16 protein-coding genes are annotated in these 17,824 nt (G+C 47.3%); 9 read left to right on the top strand and 7 right to left on the bottom strand.

Annotated features, from left to right (window positions below; all coding sequences use genetic code 11):
- Nucleotides 1–152 precede the first annotated feature (152 nt).
- Both J4N37_RS14640 and J4N37_RS14635 read left to right on the top strand, forming a co-directional pair.
- Nucleotides 153–3,098 carry an ExeM/NucH family extracellular endonuclease gene (locus J4N37_RS14640; protein WP_252041268.1) on the top strand — a complete coding sequence of 982 codons (2,946 nt, stop codon included), beginning with the start codon at nucleotides 153–155 and terminating at the stop codon, nucleotides 3,096–3,098.
- A 189-nt stretch (nucleotides 3,099–3,287) separates the two neighbouring features.
- Nucleotides 3,288–3,866, top strand: a complete 579-nt coding sequence (locus tag J4N37_RS14635; protein WP_038884071.1) for an aminodeoxychorismate/anthranilate synthase component II — start codon at nucleotides 3,288–3,290, stop codon at nucleotides 3,864–3,866.
- Here the strand turns inward: J4N37_RS14635 and J4N37_RS14630 are convergent.
- Nucleotides 3,863–4,048 carry a hypothetical protein gene (locus J4N37_RS14630; protein ID WP_182027077.1) on the bottom strand — a complete coding sequence of 62 codons (186 nt, stop codon included), beginning with the start codon at nucleotides 4,046–4,048 and terminating at the stop codon, nucleotides 3,863–3,865. The genes J4N37_RS14635 and J4N37_RS14630 overlap by 4 nt on opposite strands.
- 188 nt (nucleotides 4,049–4,236) lie before the next feature.
- On the opposite strand from J4N37_RS14630, the gene J4N37_RS14625 reads away from it, so the two are divergent.
- The 4 genes from J4N37_RS14625 to J4N37_RS14610 all read left to right on the top strand — a co-directional run bounded on the left by J4N37_RS14625 (nucleotide 4,237) and on the right by J4N37_RS14610 (nucleotide 9,117).
- On the top strand, nucleotides 4,237–5,448 hold the full coding sequence (locus J4N37_RS14625) for an aspartate aminotransferase family protein (RefSeq protein WP_252041266.1): 1,212 nt from the start codon (nucleotides 4,237–4,239) through the stop codon (nucleotides 5,446–5,448).
- Between the two features lie 107 nt (nucleotides 5,449–5,555).
- Entirely contained in the window at nucleotides 5,556–6,575 is a 1,020-nt protein-coding gene (gene astA, locus J4N37_RS14620) for an arginine N-succinyltransferase (RefSeq protein ID WP_252041264.1), read from the top strand.
- Nucleotides 6,576–6,603: 28 nt separating this feature from the next.
- Nucleotides 6,604–8,061: a succinylglutamate-semialdehyde dehydrogenase gene (astD, locus tag J4N37_RS14615; RefSeq protein WP_199455535.1), complete on the top strand. Its 1,458-nt coding sequence runs from the start codon at nucleotides 6,604–6,606 to the stop codon at nucleotides 8,059–8,061.
- 264 nt (nucleotides 8,062–8,325) lie between these two features.
- Nucleotides 8,326–9,117 (top strand): DUF1338 domain-containing protein, encoded by a 792-nt coding sequence (locus J4N37_RS14610; RefSeq protein WP_038892627.1) that lies wholly within the window; start codon nucleotides 8,326–8,328, stop codon nucleotides 9,115–9,117.
- A gap of 148 nt (nucleotides 9,118–9,265) precedes the next feature.
- Here the strand turns inward: J4N37_RS14610 and crp are convergent, their stop codons facing one another.
- The 6 genes from crp to J4N37_RS14580 form a co-directional block, all read right to left on the bottom strand.
- Nucleotides 9,266–9,898, bottom strand: a complete 633-nt coding sequence (gene crp, locus J4N37_RS14605; protein WP_005381432.1) for a cAMP-activated global transcriptional regulator CRP — start codon at nucleotides 9,896–9,898, stop codon at nucleotides 9,266–9,268.
- Between the two features lie 239 nt (nucleotides 9,899–10,137).
- Entirely contained in the window at nucleotides 10,138–11,007 is an 870-nt protein-coding gene (locus tag J4N37_RS14600) for a phosphoribulokinase (protein ID WP_252041254.1), read from the bottom strand.
- A 127-nt stretch (nucleotides 11,008–11,134) separates the two neighbouring features.
- Nucleotides 11,135–11,344 (bottom strand): YheU family protein, encoded by a 210-nt coding sequence (locus J4N37_RS14595; protein WP_171307040.1) that lies wholly within the window; start codon nucleotides 11,342–11,344, stop codon nucleotides 11,135–11,137.
- A 62-nt stretch (nucleotides 11,345–11,406) separates the two neighbouring features.
- Nucleotides 11,407–12,414 carry a hydrolase gene (locus J4N37_RS14590; protein ID WP_045389421.1) on the bottom strand — a complete coding sequence of 336 codons (1,008 nt, stop codon included), beginning with the start codon at nucleotides 12,412–12,414 and terminating at the stop codon, nucleotides 11,407–11,409.
- Between the two features lie 214 nt (nucleotides 12,415–12,628).
- Nucleotides 12,629–13,108 (bottom strand): TIGR02444 family protein, encoded by a 480-nt coding sequence (locus tag J4N37_RS14585; protein ID WP_010443967.1) that lies wholly within the window; start codon nucleotides 13,106–13,108, stop codon nucleotides 12,629–12,631.
- Nucleotides 13,105–15,024 carry an ABC transporter ATP-binding protein gene (locus tag J4N37_RS14580; RefSeq protein WP_045389418.1) on the bottom strand — a complete coding sequence of 640 codons (1,920 nt, stop codon included), beginning with the start codon at nucleotides 15,022–15,024 and terminating at the stop codon, nucleotides 13,105–13,107. Before J4N37_RS14580 ends, J4N37_RS14585 begins: the two co-directional genes overlap by 4 nt.
- Before the next feature lie 177 nt (nucleotides 15,025–15,201).
- Here J4N37_RS14580 and kefG point away from each other — a divergent pair, with 177 nt between their 5' ends.
- The 3 genes from kefG to J4N37_RS14565 are packed head-to-tail and all read left to right on the top strand — an operon-like array spanning nucleotide 15,202 to nucleotide 17,805.
- Complete coding sequence (kefG, locus tag J4N37_RS14575; protein ID WP_010443963.1) at nucleotides 15,202–15,789, top strand: glutathione-regulated potassium-efflux system ancillary protein KefG; 588 nt, start codon at nucleotides 15,202–15,204, stop codon at nucleotides 15,787–15,789.
- Nucleotides 15,773–17,569, top strand: coding sequence for a glutathione-regulated potassium-efflux system protein KefB (kefB, locus tag J4N37_RS14570; RefSeq protein WP_143693026.1), 1,797 nt, complete (start codon nucleotides 15,773–15,775; stop codon nucleotides 17,567–17,569). The genes kefG and kefB overlap by 17 nt, the downstream gene beginning before the upstream one ends.
- A 35-nt stretch (nucleotides 17,570–17,604) precedes the next feature.
- Nucleotides 17,605–17,805 carry a YheV family putative zinc ribbon protein gene (locus tag J4N37_RS14565; protein ID WP_010443959.1) on the top strand — a complete coding sequence of 67 codons (201 nt, stop codon included), beginning with the start codon at nucleotides 17,605–17,607 and terminating at the stop codon, nucleotides 17,803–17,805.
- Nucleotides 17,806–17,824 lie beyond the last annotated feature (19 nt).

The raw sequence follows: 17,824 nt of genomic DNA, 5'->3' as shown, positions 1-17,824 counted from the left end.
GCCCTGGCATAATTTCGACTATCCGCTTGTGACATATTTCACGGCTTTTGCTGGTATTTCTTATTTATTTCATAAATAAACCTGATAGTAGGCACAAATGGTGGGCTCTGCTCAGGGCTTAGTTTGCATTTAAATTAATATCAGGTACGACAATGGATACGTTAATCAAACCCTCTTTACTTGCACTGACGATTGCCAGCGCACTTAGTGCCAACGCTAATGCTGAAATTATTCTTTCCCAGTATGTTGAAGGCGGTTCATACAATAAAGCCGTTGAAATCGCGAACACGGGCGATGCGGCGGTAACGCTAACAGGCTATGAACTGGCAAAATCATCAAACGGTGGTGGTACTTGGGGCAGCACAATCGACCTAAGCCAAGTGACGCTACAAGCTAACCAAGTGTATGTACTGGCTCATGGTGATGCGAGCGATGCAATCAAAGCGGTAGCGGATATCACTGATAAAAGCGTGGCGAACTTTAACGGTGACGACCCGATCGCGCTGCTTAAAAATGGTGAAGTGCACGACATCATCGGTGTGATGGGTGACGTAGATTTTGGTAAAGACACCACATTGGTTCGTAACAGTGATGCGCTAACCCCTTCTGCTACTTATGATGCATCACAATGGACGGCGTTCGAGAAAGACAATATTGATGGCCTTGGTGAGCTAAACGCGACTGAGCCACCGGCACCATTCGCTTGTGAAGTAGACGGTCAACAACCGAGCTTTACTGCTATCCAAGATATTCAAGGTGAAGGTTCGACGTCTCCATTTATTGATGGCTACCCGTACATCACAGAAGAAGACCACTTTGTTACTGGTGTCGTCACGGCAGTAACATCAGGCTTGACCAAAGGCTTCTACCTACAAGCGTTAGAGAACGACAACAACGATAAGACCTCGGAAGGCTTATTTATCCATACTGATGCTGCTGATACCAACCTAAAAGCAGGCGATGTTGTTTGTGTGAAGGGTAAGGTTCAAGAGTACTACAGCAATACTCAGCTTGCTTCTGATGCCAATAGCTATGTGAAGACGGGTACTTCGGATATCGATCTTGTTACCGATCTCATCATCAAAGAAGGCGAGACTCTACGTGACGCACTAGAGCGTCATGAAGGCATGCAAGTTGAGTTGAAATCAGCGAGCGACTTGTTCGTGACTCGTAACTTCTCTTACGACTATGATTCACGTCGTAACAACATGATGCTTTCGCATGAAGCGCCTCTATTTAAACCGACTCAACTGCATGCTGCAGAAAGTGATGCAGCGGTTGAACTTGCAAAAGACAACGCTGCAAACCGCGTATACCTAGAATCTGATGGTAAAGCGCCAAGCGGTCAAATCCCTTACTACCCAGATTTTGCTAAAGATGCAGACCAAGATGGCTCTTCTGAGCAGCATATTCGCCTTGGTTCGCGAGTAGAAGGTCTACAGGGCGTGGTAGCTTATAGCTACAATGAATACCGCCTGATTGCGACTAATGAAGTCGATAACACTAACTTCGTCACTTCAGGTGAAGGTTTCGACGTGGCTCGTAAAGATGCCCCTGTGATTGCGGATTCAGACTTGCGTATTGCAAGCTTCAACGTACTGAACTACTTCACGTCGGTAGCTGATAGTGGTCATGAAAACCCAACTGGACAAAACCGTGGTGCGACTAACCTAGACGAGTTCCTGATCCAACAAGCGAAAATCGTTGCGGCGATGAACAAGATGGACGCTGACATCATTGGTTTGATGGAAGTCGAGAACAACGGCTTTGGTGATAGCAGTGCTGTGAAGAACTTGGTGGATGCATTGAATGCTGAAATCGAAGATACAGAAGATCATTACACTTACGTTGAAATCGCGGATCAAGATAAATACCAAGACGAGTACTTTGGTAGTGATGCGATCATGGTGGCGATCCTATACCGTGCTAACGCGGTGACGCCAAAAGAAGCGGCGAAAGTGATTGTGACACCAGAGCAACACATCGAAGAAAACACTATTACGCGTAATGACGGTGCAGAAGGTAACCCTGCTTACGATAAATACCAGCGTCATAGCTTGCTACAGACTTTCACGGTGAAAGAGACAGGTAAAGATCTATCTGTTGTTGTTAACCACTTCAAATCGAAAGGTTCTGAATGTATTGAAGAGTGGATCGCAGGCGTAGAAGACTCTGAGCCAGCGGATCTGCAAGGTAACTGTAACAACTTCCGTGTTTCAGCTGCTAACGTTGTGGGTGACGCTCTGAAAGGCATTGAAGGTGACGTGCTAGTGATGGGTGATCTGAACGCGTACGGCATGGAAGATCCTCTGCTTACACTGACTGATTACTCGAAAGAGAAATACGGCCGTGATATCTACACTGCAGCTTACACAACCATTGGTGGTGGTGAACTTCAAGTCGAGAAGACCAAAATTGAAAAAGGCTACGGTTACCACAACCTGAATACCGTGCTGCATGGTGCTGATACTTTCTCATACACTTACTCTGGTGAGCTAGGTAACTTAGACCACGCATTAGCAAGCAACAGCTTGGCGCAAAAAGTGGTGGCGATTGAAGACTGGCACATCAACTCACTAGAAAGTAACTTGTTTGAATACAGCAGCAAGTACACAGGTGATATGCCGAAGTACAAAGATGCATTCTCAGCGTCTGACCATGATCCAGTGATCATCGCGATTGATTTCCCAGATACGGACATCACACTACCAAGTTCAGGTGACAACCTGGCTGTAGAAGTACGTCTGCCGCCAAACGCAGTGGTGGGTGATATCGTGACGGTAAGTCTAACGAAAGCAGCTCAAGCAGCATCATCAACGTCAGATGAAGATGGCTACACAGCAAGTGCAACGTTGACGCAAACAGACATTGATGCTCGCAGTGCAAATGTGGAATTCGATCAAGCACCAGCAGAAGGTCAGTACGTTCTAGAAGAGAAAGTGACAGACTCTACCGGTAACACGGTCAAGTTCAGCGATTCTCGCGATGTTACGCTAGAGCCATCGAGCACGACCCCATCAGAAGATGATGATGGCGGTTCATTTGGCTTCGGTGCGCTACTTGCGCTGCTAGGTCTAGGTTTATTCCGTCGTCGCTAAGCGGATTTATTTCCTGACAAACAGTTCCTAAATAGCTGTAAAGACCAAAGGCCAGCCTATGCTGGCCTTTTTATTCAGCAAAAACTTGCCTTTCTTGCTTGGTATAGCAAAATACCGCCCTTGATTGTCATTAACGTGGCGATTCACTACGTAAGCATTGCCAAAATGGATTGGAGCAACCGACCTTTTATGTTGTTGATCATCGATAACTACGACTCTTTTACCTACAACCTTTACCAATACTTCTGCGAACTTGGTGCAGACGTAAAGGTGGTGCGTAACGATGAAATCGACATCCAAGGCATTGAAGCACTCAACCCAACCCATTTGGTGATCTCTCCAGGGCCATGTACCCCCAACGAAGCGGGTATCTCTCTACAAGCCATTGAACACTTTGCTGGTAAGTTGCCTATTTTAGGTGTTTGTCTTGGCCATCAGGCGATTGCTCAGGTGTTTGGTGGGGAAGTGGTACGTGCTCGACAAGTGATGCACGGCAAGACATCACCGATTCGTCACAATGGTCGTAGTGTGTTTAAAAACCTCAACAATCCATTGACGGTAACCCGCTACCACTCTCTTGTGGTGAAAAATGGCACTTTGCCAGATGTGTTTGAATTGACCGCGTGGACTGAACTACCTGATGGAACCATGGATGAAATCATGGGTTATCAGCATAAAACGCTGCCAATTGATGCGGTACAGTTTCACCCTGAGTCGATTAAGACAGAACAAGGTCATGAGCTACTTGCGAACTTTCTAGCGCGCTAAATGATCTGATCGCGATCACTTTTCTTAACAAATTCTTCATATTTTTCGCCTTGGAATGGGAATGCAAAACTATGCGTTCTGCTAATTAGGCGAGTCCTATTCATTTTTCTCATTTCTTTCTGAACCTTGCCATGCATGGTTTTTATAAAAAATTGCTTCTCTATTTGCGTTTCTTGGTGCATAAATAATCATAGATAGTGAGTATGAGGTGCTGCGCTGGTATGCGAAAAGAATAAATCACTATTGAAATGGTTAATCAAATGTAAATACAATGCCGTAATAGCTTAAATGCAAAACATTATTTGCTGGCAAAGAGTGCCGGTTAAATTCGCTTATCTGCTAGGCATGCGGTATCAAGAAGGAATGTGCAATGACAACGGAAAACAAAGTAGATCGCGGTTTATTCGATGAGGTAATGGTACCTTGCTATAACCCGATGGAAATGATCCCTGTAAAAGGTGAAGGTTCACGCATTTGGGATCAGGACGGAAATGAATACATCGACTTTGCTGGTGGTATTGCGGTGAGCTGTCTTGGTCATTGTCACCCAGTTATGGTGAACGCATTGACTGAGCAAGGTAACAAGCTTTGGCACCTAAGTAATGTTATGACTAACGAGCCTGCACTGCGACTGGCGAAGAAGCTAACAGAAGTCAGCTTTGCTGAGCGTGTGTTCTTTGCTAATTCTGGTGCAGAAGCGAATGAAGCAGCGCTGAAGCTGGCACGTCGTTACGCAGCAGACGTTCATGGCACTGAGAAGTCGGAAATCATTGCATTCAAACAAGGTTTCCATGGTCGTACTTTCTTCACTGTAACGGTGGGCGGTCAAGCGGCTTACTCAGATGGTTTCGGTCCTAAGCCAGGCGATGTAACACATCTTCCTTACAATGATATCGAAGCGTTACAAGCACACATGTCTGATCGCACTTGTGCGGTAATGATGGAGCCTCTGCAAGGTGAGGGCGGCATCATTCCCCCAACACCTGAGTTCGCTCAAGCGGTTCGTGAACTGTGTGACAAACACAACGCACTACTGATTTTCGATGAAGTGCAAACTGGTAACGGTCGTACTGGTCACTTCTACGCATACCAAGGTCTAGGCATCACGCCAGACATCCTAAGCACAGCGAAATCACTGGGTGGTGGTTTCCCTATCGGTGCCATGCTAACGACGGCAAAACTGGCTGAGCACATGAAAGTGGGCACGCACGGTTCAACTTACGGTGGTAACCCACTAGCGTGTGCGGTTGCAGAAGCTGTTGTTGAAGAAGTGACAAAACCAGAAGTATTGGCTGGCGTACTAGAGCGTGAAGCAATGTTCCGTGAAGGTCTAGATAAGATCAACGCGAAATACAACATCTTCTCTGAAGTGCGCGGTAAAGGTCTGCTGCTTGGTGCAGCACTTAATGAAGAGTGGCAAGGCCGTGCGCGTGACGTACTGGTTGCTGCAGGTAAACAAGGTCTCATGGTATTGGTTGCGGGTGCCAATGTCGTACGTTTCACACCATCACTCGTTATCACACAACAAGAAATCGAAGAAGGTTTGGCTAAGCTGGATAAAGCGATCGCAACGCTGGTTTAAGCGCGATCTCCGTTTATTGTCAACCTAGAACCCCCGTCAAGGATCTCTGATGGGGGTATTGTTCCTACAATATAGTTAGGATCTTCTTGCATCTGGAGGGAGTATTGATGCTAGTAGTTCGCCCTATCGCAATGTCGGATTATGACGCGCTGCACACGTGTGCGGTTGAGTCAGGTCATGGATTTACATCTCTACCGGTTAACGAAGAACTGTTAACCAATCGAATCAAACACTCAGAATACAGTTTTGGCAAACCTGACGTGAAGGAAGCCGGTGATGAAGGCTACCTAATGGTGGGCTTTGAATCTGAAACTGGAGAAGTCGCAGGCACCACAGGTATCGAAGCTTCAATCGGCTGGGATGTGCCTTTTTATTCTTACCACATCAGTAAAGTGGTGCACTCATCACCAAAGCTTGGCGTAAACAACGTGGTGAAGCTGCTGACATTTGGTAATAACTACACGGGTAACAGTGAAATCTGTACCTTGTTCCTACGTGAGAAATTCCGTGGTGGCTTGAACGGACGCCTGATGTCTAAGTGCCGTTTCTTAATGATGGCAGAGCACCCCGAACGTTTCTCGGAAACCATCTTTGCTGAAATGCGTGGTGTATCAGACGAGAACGGTAACTCGCCATTCTGGCAGTGGCTTCAAGAGCATTTCTTCTCAATCGATTTCACGCTTGCGGATTATCTAACGGGTATCGGCAAGAAAGGCTTTATCGCTGACTTGATGCCGAAGTTGCCAATCTACATCAACCTGCTAAGCCCAGAAGCGCAAGCCGTGATTGGTCAAGTGCATGACAACACGCGCCCTGCTTTGAAGCTACTAGAGAACGAAGGCTTCACCAACCGTGGTTACGTCGACATTTTCGATGGTGGTCCAACGGTGGAGTGTGACCTACGCAATATTGAATCGGTACGCCATTCATTCCGCGCGCAAGTCAAAATCTCTGAGCATATCAGCACACAAGACTTCTTGATGTGTAACTCGTCATTCGAGAACTTCCGCGCTGCGGCAGCGAAAGCGGCGTATGACGCAGAAACGCAAAGCGTAGTGCTAGCCCCAGAACTGGCGGATGCACTCTTGGTTGAGGAAGGGGACTTTGTTCGCCTTCTTCCGCAGTAACTGACGACAGAATTTAAGGATAGAAACAATGACACATTGGATTGCAGGTGAATGGGTACAAGGTCAGGGTGAAGCATTTACGTCTCTGTCACCGTACAACCAAGAAGTGATCTGGCAAGGCAACGGCGCAACAGCAGAGCAGGTTAACCAAGCGGTGTCTGCAGCGCGTGAAGCGTTTGTTGATTGGAAGAAGCGCCCATTTGCAGAGCGTGAGGCGATCGTGTTGGCTTTTGCTGAGAAAGTAAAAGAGAACAGCGAAAAAATCGCCGAAGTGATTGCCAAAGAAACGGGCAAACCAATCTGGGAAACACGCACCGAAGCGGCAGCGATGGCAGGTAAAATTGCGATTTCTATTCGTGCTTACCACGACCGTACTGGCGAAGCGACACGTGAAGCCGCAGGCAACCAAATTGTATTACGTCATCGCCCACTAGGTGTGATGGCGGTGTTTGGTCCTTATAACTTCCCAGGTCACCTGCCAAATGGTCACATCGTGCCAGCACTACTGGCTGGTAACACCGTAGTCTTCAAACCGTCTGAGCAAACGCCATGGACGGGTGAACTCGCTATGAAGCTGTGGGAAGAGGTCGGTCTACCAAAAGGTGTGATTAACCTAGTCCAAGGCGCGAAAGAAACTGGTATTGCGCTGGCGGATGCGAAAGGCATTGATGGCGTGCTGTTCACTGGTAGTGCAAACACAGGTCATGTTCTCCATCGTCAGTTTGCTGGTCAGCCGGGCAAAATGCTGGCGCTTGAAATGGGTGGCAACAACCCGATGGTTATCTCGGATAACTACGGCGACCTAGACGCAACGGTTTACACCATTATTCAATCTGCCTTCATCAGTGCAGGACAACGCTGTACTTGTGCTCGTCGTCTATACATTCCATTTGGCGACAAGGGTGATGCAGTCATTACTAAGCTGGTGGAAGCGACACTCAATATTCGCGTAGACCAACCATTTGCAGAGCCTGCGCCTTTCATGGGACCGCAAATTTCGCTAGCGGCGGCCAAGTTCATTCTCGATGCACAAGCGAACTTGCAATCACTGGGTGGTGAAAGCTTGATTGAAGCGAAAGCAGGCGAAGCGGCGTTTGTTTCTCCAGGCATCATCGATGTGACGAACATCTCCGACTTGCCAGATGAAGAGTACTTCGGTCCACTTCTGCAAGTGGTGCGCTACGAAGGGCTAGAGAAAGCTGTAGAGCTGGCAAACGATACGCGCTTTGGTCTATCTGCGGGCCTGGTTTCGACCGACGACCAAGAGTGGGAATACTTCGTGGACCACATTCGCGCAGGCATCGTGAACCGTAACCGCCAGCTAACAGGCGCAAGTGGTGATGCACCATTTGGTGGTCCGGGGGCGTCGGGTAACCTACGTCCAAGTGCTTACTACGCAGCAGACTACTGTGCGTACCCAATGGCATCAATGGAAGGACAAGAGACGGTCTTACCTGCCACATTGAGCCCGGGTGTAAGCCTGTAATAGAGAAACACGAAGTGGTGACAAAGTATCGCCGCTTCTCTCTGCCGGAGCTATTTACCAAGTTAGGATTCTGGTAAGCGCGCTGGCAAACGCCAAAGGCGAGCTTAAGACTCTCCAGAGCGTGTTGACTGACTGGCACTTATGCCATACATACCGTCACAGGTTGATGGCCGCTCGTTCGTGATTCTGGACAGCTTTAGGGCTGTGAACGAGCGGTCAACTTCCTCTTACCCCTAACTCTACATTTCATAACAAGGAGTCGTTATGACGCCCGATGTGTTATTTGAATCGCTATGGCAAGACTACATTCAACGTCTTTGCCCTTCCGCTGCTAAAGTCCATCAACTTCTTCAAGAAGATGAGCCTCTGATTAATGACCATATTGCGCTACGTACGTTTAATGTCGCTCCCCTAGGCATTGAAACGTTAGCAAAGCCATTCCTAGCGGTGGGTTATAAAGCCTGTGGTGACTACGTATTTGAAAGCAAAAAGCTGGTGGCAAAACATTTTGAGCACCCAGATCCGAAACAGCCAAAAGTCTTCATCAGTGAATTGAAAGTGGATGAGTGCTCACCAGAGCTACAAGCCATTGTTCATAAACTGGTAGAGCAGGTTGATGCTTCTAAACTGACAGGCAGTGACTTCTTGTACGGCGGACGTTTGTGGGACCTTAGTTATGCTGACTTCCAAACTTTGGCGAAAGAGAGTGAATACGCTTCTTGGCTTGCTGCGCACGGTTACGGAGCAAACCACTTCACAGTGAGTGTGAATCAACTCAATCAGCATGAAGAAGTAAAGCAAGTGAACGACCACCTGCGCACCGTAGGCTTTACCATCAACGAGAATGGCGGTGAAGTAAAAGGCACGCCAGAGGTACTACTAGAGCAATCGTCGACCATGGCAGACAAAGTGCCAGTGACCTTTACTGAAGGCGTTGAGGTGATTCCTGGAGGCTTCTACGAGTTTGCTAAGCGCTACCCAATGGATAACGGTGAGTTGTACCCAGGATTTGTGGCAGCATCGGCAGATAAGATCTTCGAGAGTACCAACGGTTAATAGATATGAGGCGAGAGGGCTTCATCTCAAAGGATGAAGTCCGTTGTGAAGTGCAATGCTCTCGACTCTCAATGTCTAACTCCCAAAAAAGAAAAAGCCACCAAACTTGCATTTGGTGGCTTTTAAATTTTTTAAACGTTAATCGAGATTAACGAGTCCCGTAAACAACGATAGTCTTACCGTGCGCAGAAATTAGGTTCTGCTCTTCTAGCATCTTCAAGATACGACCTACTGTCTCACGAGAACAGCCAACGATTTGACCGATTTCTTGACGAGTGATCTTGATTTGCATGCCGTCTGGGTGCGTCATCGCATCTGGCTGTTTAGCAAGGTTCAGAAGAGTCTGAGCGATACGACCAGTTACGTCTAGGAACGCTAGGTCACCCACTTTTTGGCTAGTAACTTGTAGACGACGAGCCATTTGCGCAGAAAGGCGCATTAGGATGTCTGGGTTAACTTGGATAAGTTGACGGAATTTCTTGAAAGAAATCTCTGCCACTTCACAAGGAGATTTAGCGCGAACCCAAGCTGTACGCTCTTGGTCTTCTTCGAATAGACCAAGCTCACCAATGAAGTCGCCTTGGTTTAGGTAAGAAAGGATCATTTCCTTACCTTCTTCGTCTTTGATAAGAACCGCAACAGAACCTTTAACGATGTAGTACAAAGTCTCTGCTTTTTCGCCCGCGTGAATTAGCGTGCTCTTTGATGGGTACTTATGAATATGACAGTGTGAAAGAAACCACTCTAATGTTGGGTCGGTTTGAGGTTTACCTAGAACCATAATATCTCACTTCCTCTGCAGGGTACGCTTGCGCTATCCATATTTTAGCTAAGCCTGAATTGGCTTACTAGAATAAGAGCACTTTTTATATGCTGCAAGCTCTCTTGTGTTTCGGTTAGAAATAGTATCCTTTTTCGGAAACGATTTCTTGATTTTAATCGTGCCATGATTGAGATTTTGTAAGCAAAACTGTGCACATGATCACGGTATGAAAAGTAAACACTCCAGTAGGGAGGTTTTTAGCCAATTTTCCCTGTTTCGATGAGTTGCTGCAGAATTGGCCTTACTATGAGCTCCATTGCAAAGCTCATCTTGCCGCCAGGAACCACAATGGTGTTATGGCGAGACATGAATGATCCATCAATCATCGCCAACAAATACGGGAAGTCGACATTCTTGATACCGCGTAGGCGGATCACCACAAAACTCTCATCCAAACTTGGGATGCCTTTGGCGTTAAGTGGGTTAGAAGTATCGACGGTCGGTACGCGCTGGAAGTTGATATGTGTACGAGAAAATTGTGGGGTAATGTAGTTTAGGTAATCGTCCATCGAGCGCACGATCGAATCCATCACCGCTTCTCTTGAATGACCACGATCGCGCGTGTCACGAACAAACTTTTGGATCCATTCCAAGTTCACAATCGGCACCATGCCAATCAGAAAATCAACGTGACGCGCCACATTGACATCACCATCTACCACGCCACCGTGTAAACCTTCATAGAACAGTACATCGCTGTTTTCTGGCAGATCTTGCCAAGGCGTAAAGGTGCCCGGCATTTGGTTGTATGGAACGGCTTCATCAAAAGTGTGCAGATAGCGGCGCACGCTGCCAGTGCCATCTTCACCAAACTTACGGAAGAACTCTTCTAGCCCCGGAAAGTCATTGGCTTGTGGACCAAAGTAGCTGATGTGTCGACCTTGTTCACGAGCCTTACGGATCTCGACATCCATCTCCGGACGAGTAAAACGGTGGAAGCTGTCTCCTTCAACCCATGCAGGTTTAACGTTCATCATATTGAACATCTTACGGAAGGCTTCTGAGGTCGTGGTTGTGCCAGCTCCAGAGGAGCCAGTAACCGCGATGATTGGGTGTTTAGCTGACATGACAAACCTTGTCGAAAATTACTTACCTGTAAAGTGCAACACGCGGATGTTGCACGGTCGATAACCCACTATAGCACGTAACAAGCCCGTGTCATCGAGTGGGATACGGTAAAATGTGAGGGCGTTATTATTTTGCTCTAAGTTGAATATCAACCGTTTCATGGAGCTCGGAGAAGACAATCGTTGCCTCCCCCTTCTCGAGCTGATTTTTAACTTGGTCAATTTTATCTTGTAATGATACTTCTACCGCACCGTAATCCGTCCCTTCACGCAGTACAAATTCGCGGATCAAGTTTTCTAATGTCTCTGGCGCAATGTCTTGCCATGGAATGATCATAAATACCTCAAACGTTTATGATGATGGTGTACTACCTGCCTCGGTTGATACTCGTGAATAGTTTACTGTGTTTGTTGTTTGGATACAGTAGAAAGGTATTCAGCAGCGATACTTTCATAATAAGCTGGCAGGGCTTCCTCTAACCAAAATTTTGGCTTAAGCGCTGTACCAGTAAGAAAGCCGACGTGGCCGCCATTTTCGTAAAGTCGGTAATCAATGTTGTCTGGCAGAACGAATTTTGGGATTACTGCTTCAGTCATAAAAGGGTCATCTTTAGCATGGATGATCAGTGTTGGTAGGGTGATCTGCTGCAGTTTGCTCAAGCCTGAACATTGGTCATAGTAGTCTTGTGCATCTTTGAATCCGTGCAGAGGTGCGGTGACGAGATCATCGAATTCATACAGACGAGTAACACGTTTGATCGAACTGTAAGACAGCGCAAGTTCCCCTTGTATCAAGTCGTGCTTTTGTAGCGCATTACGTTTAAGTGAAGAGAGCAAATAGCGTTTGTAGACCTTGGAAAAACCTTGCTCTATGCGGTTGGCGCATGCTGATAAATCCAGCGGGGCAGAAACGATTGTTGCTGCACTTAAAATCGGGTCGTCTCTGTATTGGGCTAAGTAGTTCGCCAACATGTTACCGCCAAGGGAAATGCCGACTGCAACTTTAGGGGTGTTGGGAAACTGCTGATTGAGCTGCTCGAGAAAGAAACGAGCGTCAGTCACTTCACCAGAGTGATAGGCGCGGGCTTTTTTGTTTGGCTTACCGCTGCAACCGCGGAAGTGCATCATCACCGATAACCAGCCCGATTTGGAAAAAGCATTCATTAAGCCGTTAGCGTAAGGGCTATAAAAGCATCCTTCCAGGCCATGGAACAGAACAAAAATGGGCTTGTTACGGGCAATTTCAGTGTCTTGTTGTTCTGACCATGCTAAGTCTAGAAAATCGTCATCAGGGGTATCAAGAGTTTGCCACACAGGGGTAAACAACGCTTTTTTACGAATAAAGCGCGGCAAAAGCGTTTGAAGGTGTGGGTTTTTAATTCCAGCTGCTGCGAAAAATTGGGTCATACTTAGTACCAATCAATTTAAGTATTATTGTTATTCACGTCACTTTGGTCTCTGTGCTTACGCGAATACGGTTTGATGGAGCTTTGCCATGAACTAAGCAGAGATTTTGTGCAATCCTTACCGCTAGTCTGAGAGATTGGTTCTGCTTAGAGCTTCAATGCCAACAAACGTATACTCTTATTTATATAAGTCTAAGTATAGATTTATTATAGATTTATGGATGATGAATATTCGGAACTGGAAGCGAAAATGCTTGTTGAAGGTGTTCTGCGCCCAGCTTTCGACAGTATCTTAATGTTAGTGGTTCACCGTCATTTGTCACTAGTATGAGTGAATTAATGCAGTCAACCAGATCAGACTGTTGTTGCTTTTCAAGCTGTAACTCAAACTGTAATGCCTCACGATAAAGTGCATCATTTACTTGAAGTTTGAGGTGTCGTCGTAGTTCGCGATAGGAGTGGAGTAATGTTTCGCTGCGGATTAGGCAGTCTTGAACAAGAGGCCAATCTTGCTCTTGAAAGATGAACTGCTGCTCATCGAGCCATCTGAGCAGCAGCAGTAGGTTCACATTGCCGTGATAGTTATTTTGCAACGACAAGCACGCTTCTTTCACTTCACGTACACCATAAAATTGCAGACTGAACTGCCAAAGGTGTTCAAGGGTTAAGGTGTATTCAGCGTGCTCTGTTGTCATTGATTAAACTCTAATTCCATCTGCTCGAGGGTTTCTTGAGCAGACATCCATTCCATCTCTACATCTTCAAGCTCTGCTTTGCTAGAAGCTTGAAGGGCCAATACTTCATTAAGTTTAGCTTTGTTTTCGGCTTCATACAGAGAGTTATCCGATAACTGTTCTTCTGTTTTCGCCAGTGCTTCGCCTAACTTATCCATTTTGTTTTCTAACTGTGTCAGCGTTTTGCGAATTGGAGCGGTCTGTTTACGAAACTCTGCTTCACGTCGCTTTTGCTCTTTTTTCGCTGCAGCACTATTCGCTGTGTCTTTCTCAGGCTGCGCCGCTTGTGCTTCTTTACGTTCAGCTCTTTGTTGTTCAGTCAGCCACTTATAGTAATCGTTGAGGTCACCATCGAATGGTGCCACTTGACGGTCGTGTACTAGGTACAAGTCATCCGTTGTTGCTCGCAGTAGGTAACGGTCGTGCGAAACAATCACCATTGCACCTTCAAAGGTCTGTAGTGCCATGGTTAATGCTTGGCGCATGTCCAAGTCTAGGTGGTTGGTTGGTTCGTCGAGTAGCAATAGGTTAGGTTTTTGCCAGACCACTAATGCCAATACCAAACGTGCTTTTTCACCACCAGAAAACGGAGCGACTTTCTCAAGTGCTTTATCACCTTGAAAACCAAAGCTACCTAAGTAATCACGTAGTTGTTGCTCCGTCTGGTCTGGAGCGATTTGCATCATGTGCTGTAGTGGTGTTTCTTCTGGATGCAGCGTTTCTAATTGGTGCTGAGCGAAGTAACCGATCTTCACACCTTGCGAGTAAGTCAGATCGCCACCTTGTGCTTTTAGCTCACCAGACAACAGTTTGATCAAGGTTGATTTACCTGCACCGTTACGGCCAAGTAGACCAATGCGACTGCCCGGGACAAGGTTAAGGCGGATCTTCTCTAGGATCAGGTTGTCACCGTAGCCTGCCGATACTTCATCCATCATCATGATTGGGTTTGGCAGTGCTGCTGGTTCGCGGAACTGGAAGCTAAATGGGTTATCGAACTGCGCTGGCAGCACTTTTTCCATACGCTCCAGAGCTTTAATTCGGCTTTGTGCTTGGCGAGCTTTCGATGCTTTGTAACGGAAGCGGTCGATGTAGCTTTGCATGTGCGACATCTGTTTCTGTTGCTTCTCGAACATCGCTTGTTGCAGCACCATTTTTTGTGCGCGTTGGTTTTCGAATGACGAGTAGTTACCCGTGTATTCATTCAGCTGTTGATTTTCGATGTGAATGATACGACCAACGATTGGGTCTAAGAAGTCACGGTCGTGCGAGATAAGAATCAGTGTGCCTGGGTAGTTTTGTAACCAGCGCTCTAGCCACATGACCGCGTCCAAATCCAAGTGGTTGGTTGGTTCGTCGAGTAGCAGTAGATCAGAACGACACAACAGCGCTTGAGCCAAGTTAAGGCGCATACGCCAACCACCCGAGAACTGAGTCAGGTTCCAGCTCATTTGCTCTTGGCTAAAGCCCAGGCCATCAAGCAGCTCGGCAGCACGTGCGCGAATGCTGTAACCGCCAATGGTTTCAATCTTGCCGTGGATCTCTGCAACCAGCGTACCGTTGTCTTTTTCTTCAGCAATGGCTAACTGCTGTTCCAAACCACGAAACTCGCGATCACCATCAATGACGTATTCAATGGCACTGCGGTCAAGAGCAGGGGTTTCTTGTGCTACCCACGCTAGTTCCCAGTGCTGAGGTTGACTGAATGAGCCCGCATCAATCGCCAGTTCGTCTTTCAGTAGCGCGAATAGGGTCGATTTACCACAGCCGTTTTTACCAACCAGACCCACTTTGTCGCCTGGGTGAATGGTTGCGGATGCTTGGTCTAAAAGAGGTTTACCGCCACGCAGTAACTGAATATCAGAGAAGGTAATCATAGAGTTTTAATTCACTTTGCGCCGCGCGCGTTTCTTGGTCGTTTATCTCGCGGTGAATAGTAGGGCTATTGGCAGGAAAAGTCGATCTCTGCGCTTTAATTGCATTATGCTATACAAAAAAGTATAACAAACTGATAACGATAATTTTCCCTGAGAAATCAATACAAGGATGACCATTTGGCTGTTGCTACGCCCATTCCTCCGAGGGTTCTGGTGATTTATGCTCATCCAGAGCCACAAAATTCCATTGCCAATCAAGTGATGATTAAAAAAATCGAATCACTGGGTCATGTCACCGTGCACGACCTTTATGGCGCGTACCCTGATTTCTTTATCGATGTGAACTACGAACACGATCTGCTGATGACGCATGATGTGATCGTTTTTCATCATCCTCTCTACATGTATTCCTGTCCCGCACTGTTGAAAGAGTGGATGGATCGTGTGTTGGGTAAAGGCTTTGCGTTCGGTGATGGTAGCGCATTAGCGGGTAAGTACTGGCGCAGCGTGATCACTACTGGCGGTAAAGAGGATGCGTTTAGCCCGATGGGGTACAACAAATACCCGTTGGAACAAATCCTCCAGCCGTTTGAACTGACCGCCGCTTTGTGTCAGATGCATTGGATTGAGCCTTTAGTGCTGTACTGGTCGCGCAATGTTTCGGACATCGAACGTTATCAGCATGCTGAACAATATCGTCAATGGCTGAACAATCCCCTGAGAGAGTGGGATGAGCAAGGAGGTCTACATGGCGATAACCAGTGAGTTTCTTCAAAGTAGTGTGGTATTTCTTTCTGCTGCTGTTATTGCGGTGCCGATTGCCCAGCGACTTGGTCTGGGCTCTGTGCTTGGTTACCTGATTGCCGGCGTTCTAATTGGTCCTTGGGGGCTGGGGTTGATCAGTGATGTGGACGCGATTCTCCACTTCGCCGAACTCGGGGTGGTGTTGCTGCTGTTCTTAATTGGTTTGGAACTGAACCCTAAAAAGTTATGGCAGATGCGCGGACCTATCCTCGGTCTGGGTGGCGCTCAAGTTATTGTCACCACGGCGGTGATCGGCAGCATCGTCAGCCTATTTGGTTTGAGTATGCAAGTGAGCTTAGTGATCGGCATGGGCTTGGCACTCTCGTCCACCGCGATTGCACTAAAAGTGATAGAAGAGCAGGGGCAAGCTGGCACGGAAACCGGACAATCTGGTTTTGCAGTGCTGCTGTTCCAAGATATTGCCGTCATCCCGATGCTTGCCATGTTGCCCTTACTCGCTGGTGGTCAAAGCGGTGGTGATTGGTTAGATGCTATTTGGGTGCTGGCGAGCGTTGCAGCACTGCTGGTTGGTGGTCACTTTTTGCTGCGTCCTCTGTTCCGTTTTGTGGTGATGAGTGGTGTGCGTGAACTCTTCACCGTTGCCGCCCTCCTAGTCGTACTTGGCATTTCTGTTGCGATGCAAAAGCTGGGGCTTTCGATGGCGCTCGGTACTTTCTTAGCGGGTGTGCTGCTGGCAGAAAGTGAATACCGTCATGAACTAGAAATTGCGATTGAACCGTTTAAAGGTCTGCTGCTTGGCTTGTTCTTTATTGCTGTGGGTATGGCAGTGAATCTTGGTTTATTAGCCTTGCAACCGTTCGCGATTCTTGGTGCCGTGATTGCTCTCGTGGTGGTCAAAGGTTTGGTGCTGTATGTCTTAGCTCGCACCGCTCGAGTCCGTGCTAAGTCGCGCAGTCGTATGGCGGCGATTTTGAGCCAAGGTGGTGAGTTTGCGTTTGTGATTTTCACCGCGGCAAGCCAAGAAGGTATCTTAACCAAAGAGCAAGTTGCCTTTTTGTTGGTGGTGGTGAGTTTGTCGATGGTGACTACGCCGCTGTTGCTCATGGGGCAGAAGAAGTGGTTTGCTCACACGCTTAACCAAGAAGAGGAGAGCGTGACGACCAATGTGGTGGATCGTCGACCACGAGTGATCATCGCTGGCTTTGGTCGTTTTGGTCAGATTGTCGGACGCTTGATGTACGCCAATAAGATCAAGGTAACGGTATTAGAAAGTGACGCGAGCCAAATTCACTTGCTGCGTAAATACGGCTATAAGGTGTTTTATGGTGATGCGACTCAGATTGATTTGTTACGTGCCGCGGGGGCTGATAAAGCGGAAGCATTGGTGATCTGTACGGATTCACCTGATGAGGTGATGGCGATTGTCGACATTTGCCGTGCACATTTCCCGAAATTGAAGATCCTTGCCCGTGCCCGCAGCCGTGTGGAAGCGTATCAGTTGATGAACCATGGCGTGCAAAATTACTCGCGAGAAACCTTTTTGGGCGCATTAGATCTAGGTCGCCAAGCGCTCGTAGAATTGGGTATGCACCCGTATCAAGCAAAGCGGGCAGAAGCACATTTTCGCAAGCTAGATAATGCTATGCTCAAAGACTTATTGCCTCAGCATAATGAGGATAAAGAGCTCGCTCAACGCTCGAAAGAAGCCCGTAAAGAACTAGAAGAAATCTTTGGTCGTGAAATGGAAAGTGACCAACAGTCGCCAAATCATTGGAAGTAGTACCCGTATAGCATCTAGCGGGAAAAGGAACAAAAGTGAAAGCCAAGAAACGTTTTATCGCGGGAGCTAGCTGCCCGCAATGCAGTCAGCAAGATACCCTACGCTGGTGGATTGAGAACAACATCGAGCTGGTCGAGTGTGTCGACTGCGATTATACCGAGCAGCGTAAACCGCAATCTGTAGAAAAAAATAAACACTCGGAACAAGAAATGATCGGGATTTTTAAGCCTGAATAATTGAACTTCGTTAATTGAT

It is taken from the genome of Vibrio sp. SCSIO 43153, from assembly GCF_023716625.1.
GTDB classification, from domain to species: Bacteria; Pseudomonadota; Gammaproteobacteria; order Enterobacterales; family Vibrionaceae; genus Vibrio; species Vibrio rotiferianus.
This window is presented reverse-complemented; position numbering and strand designations above follow the sequence as displayed.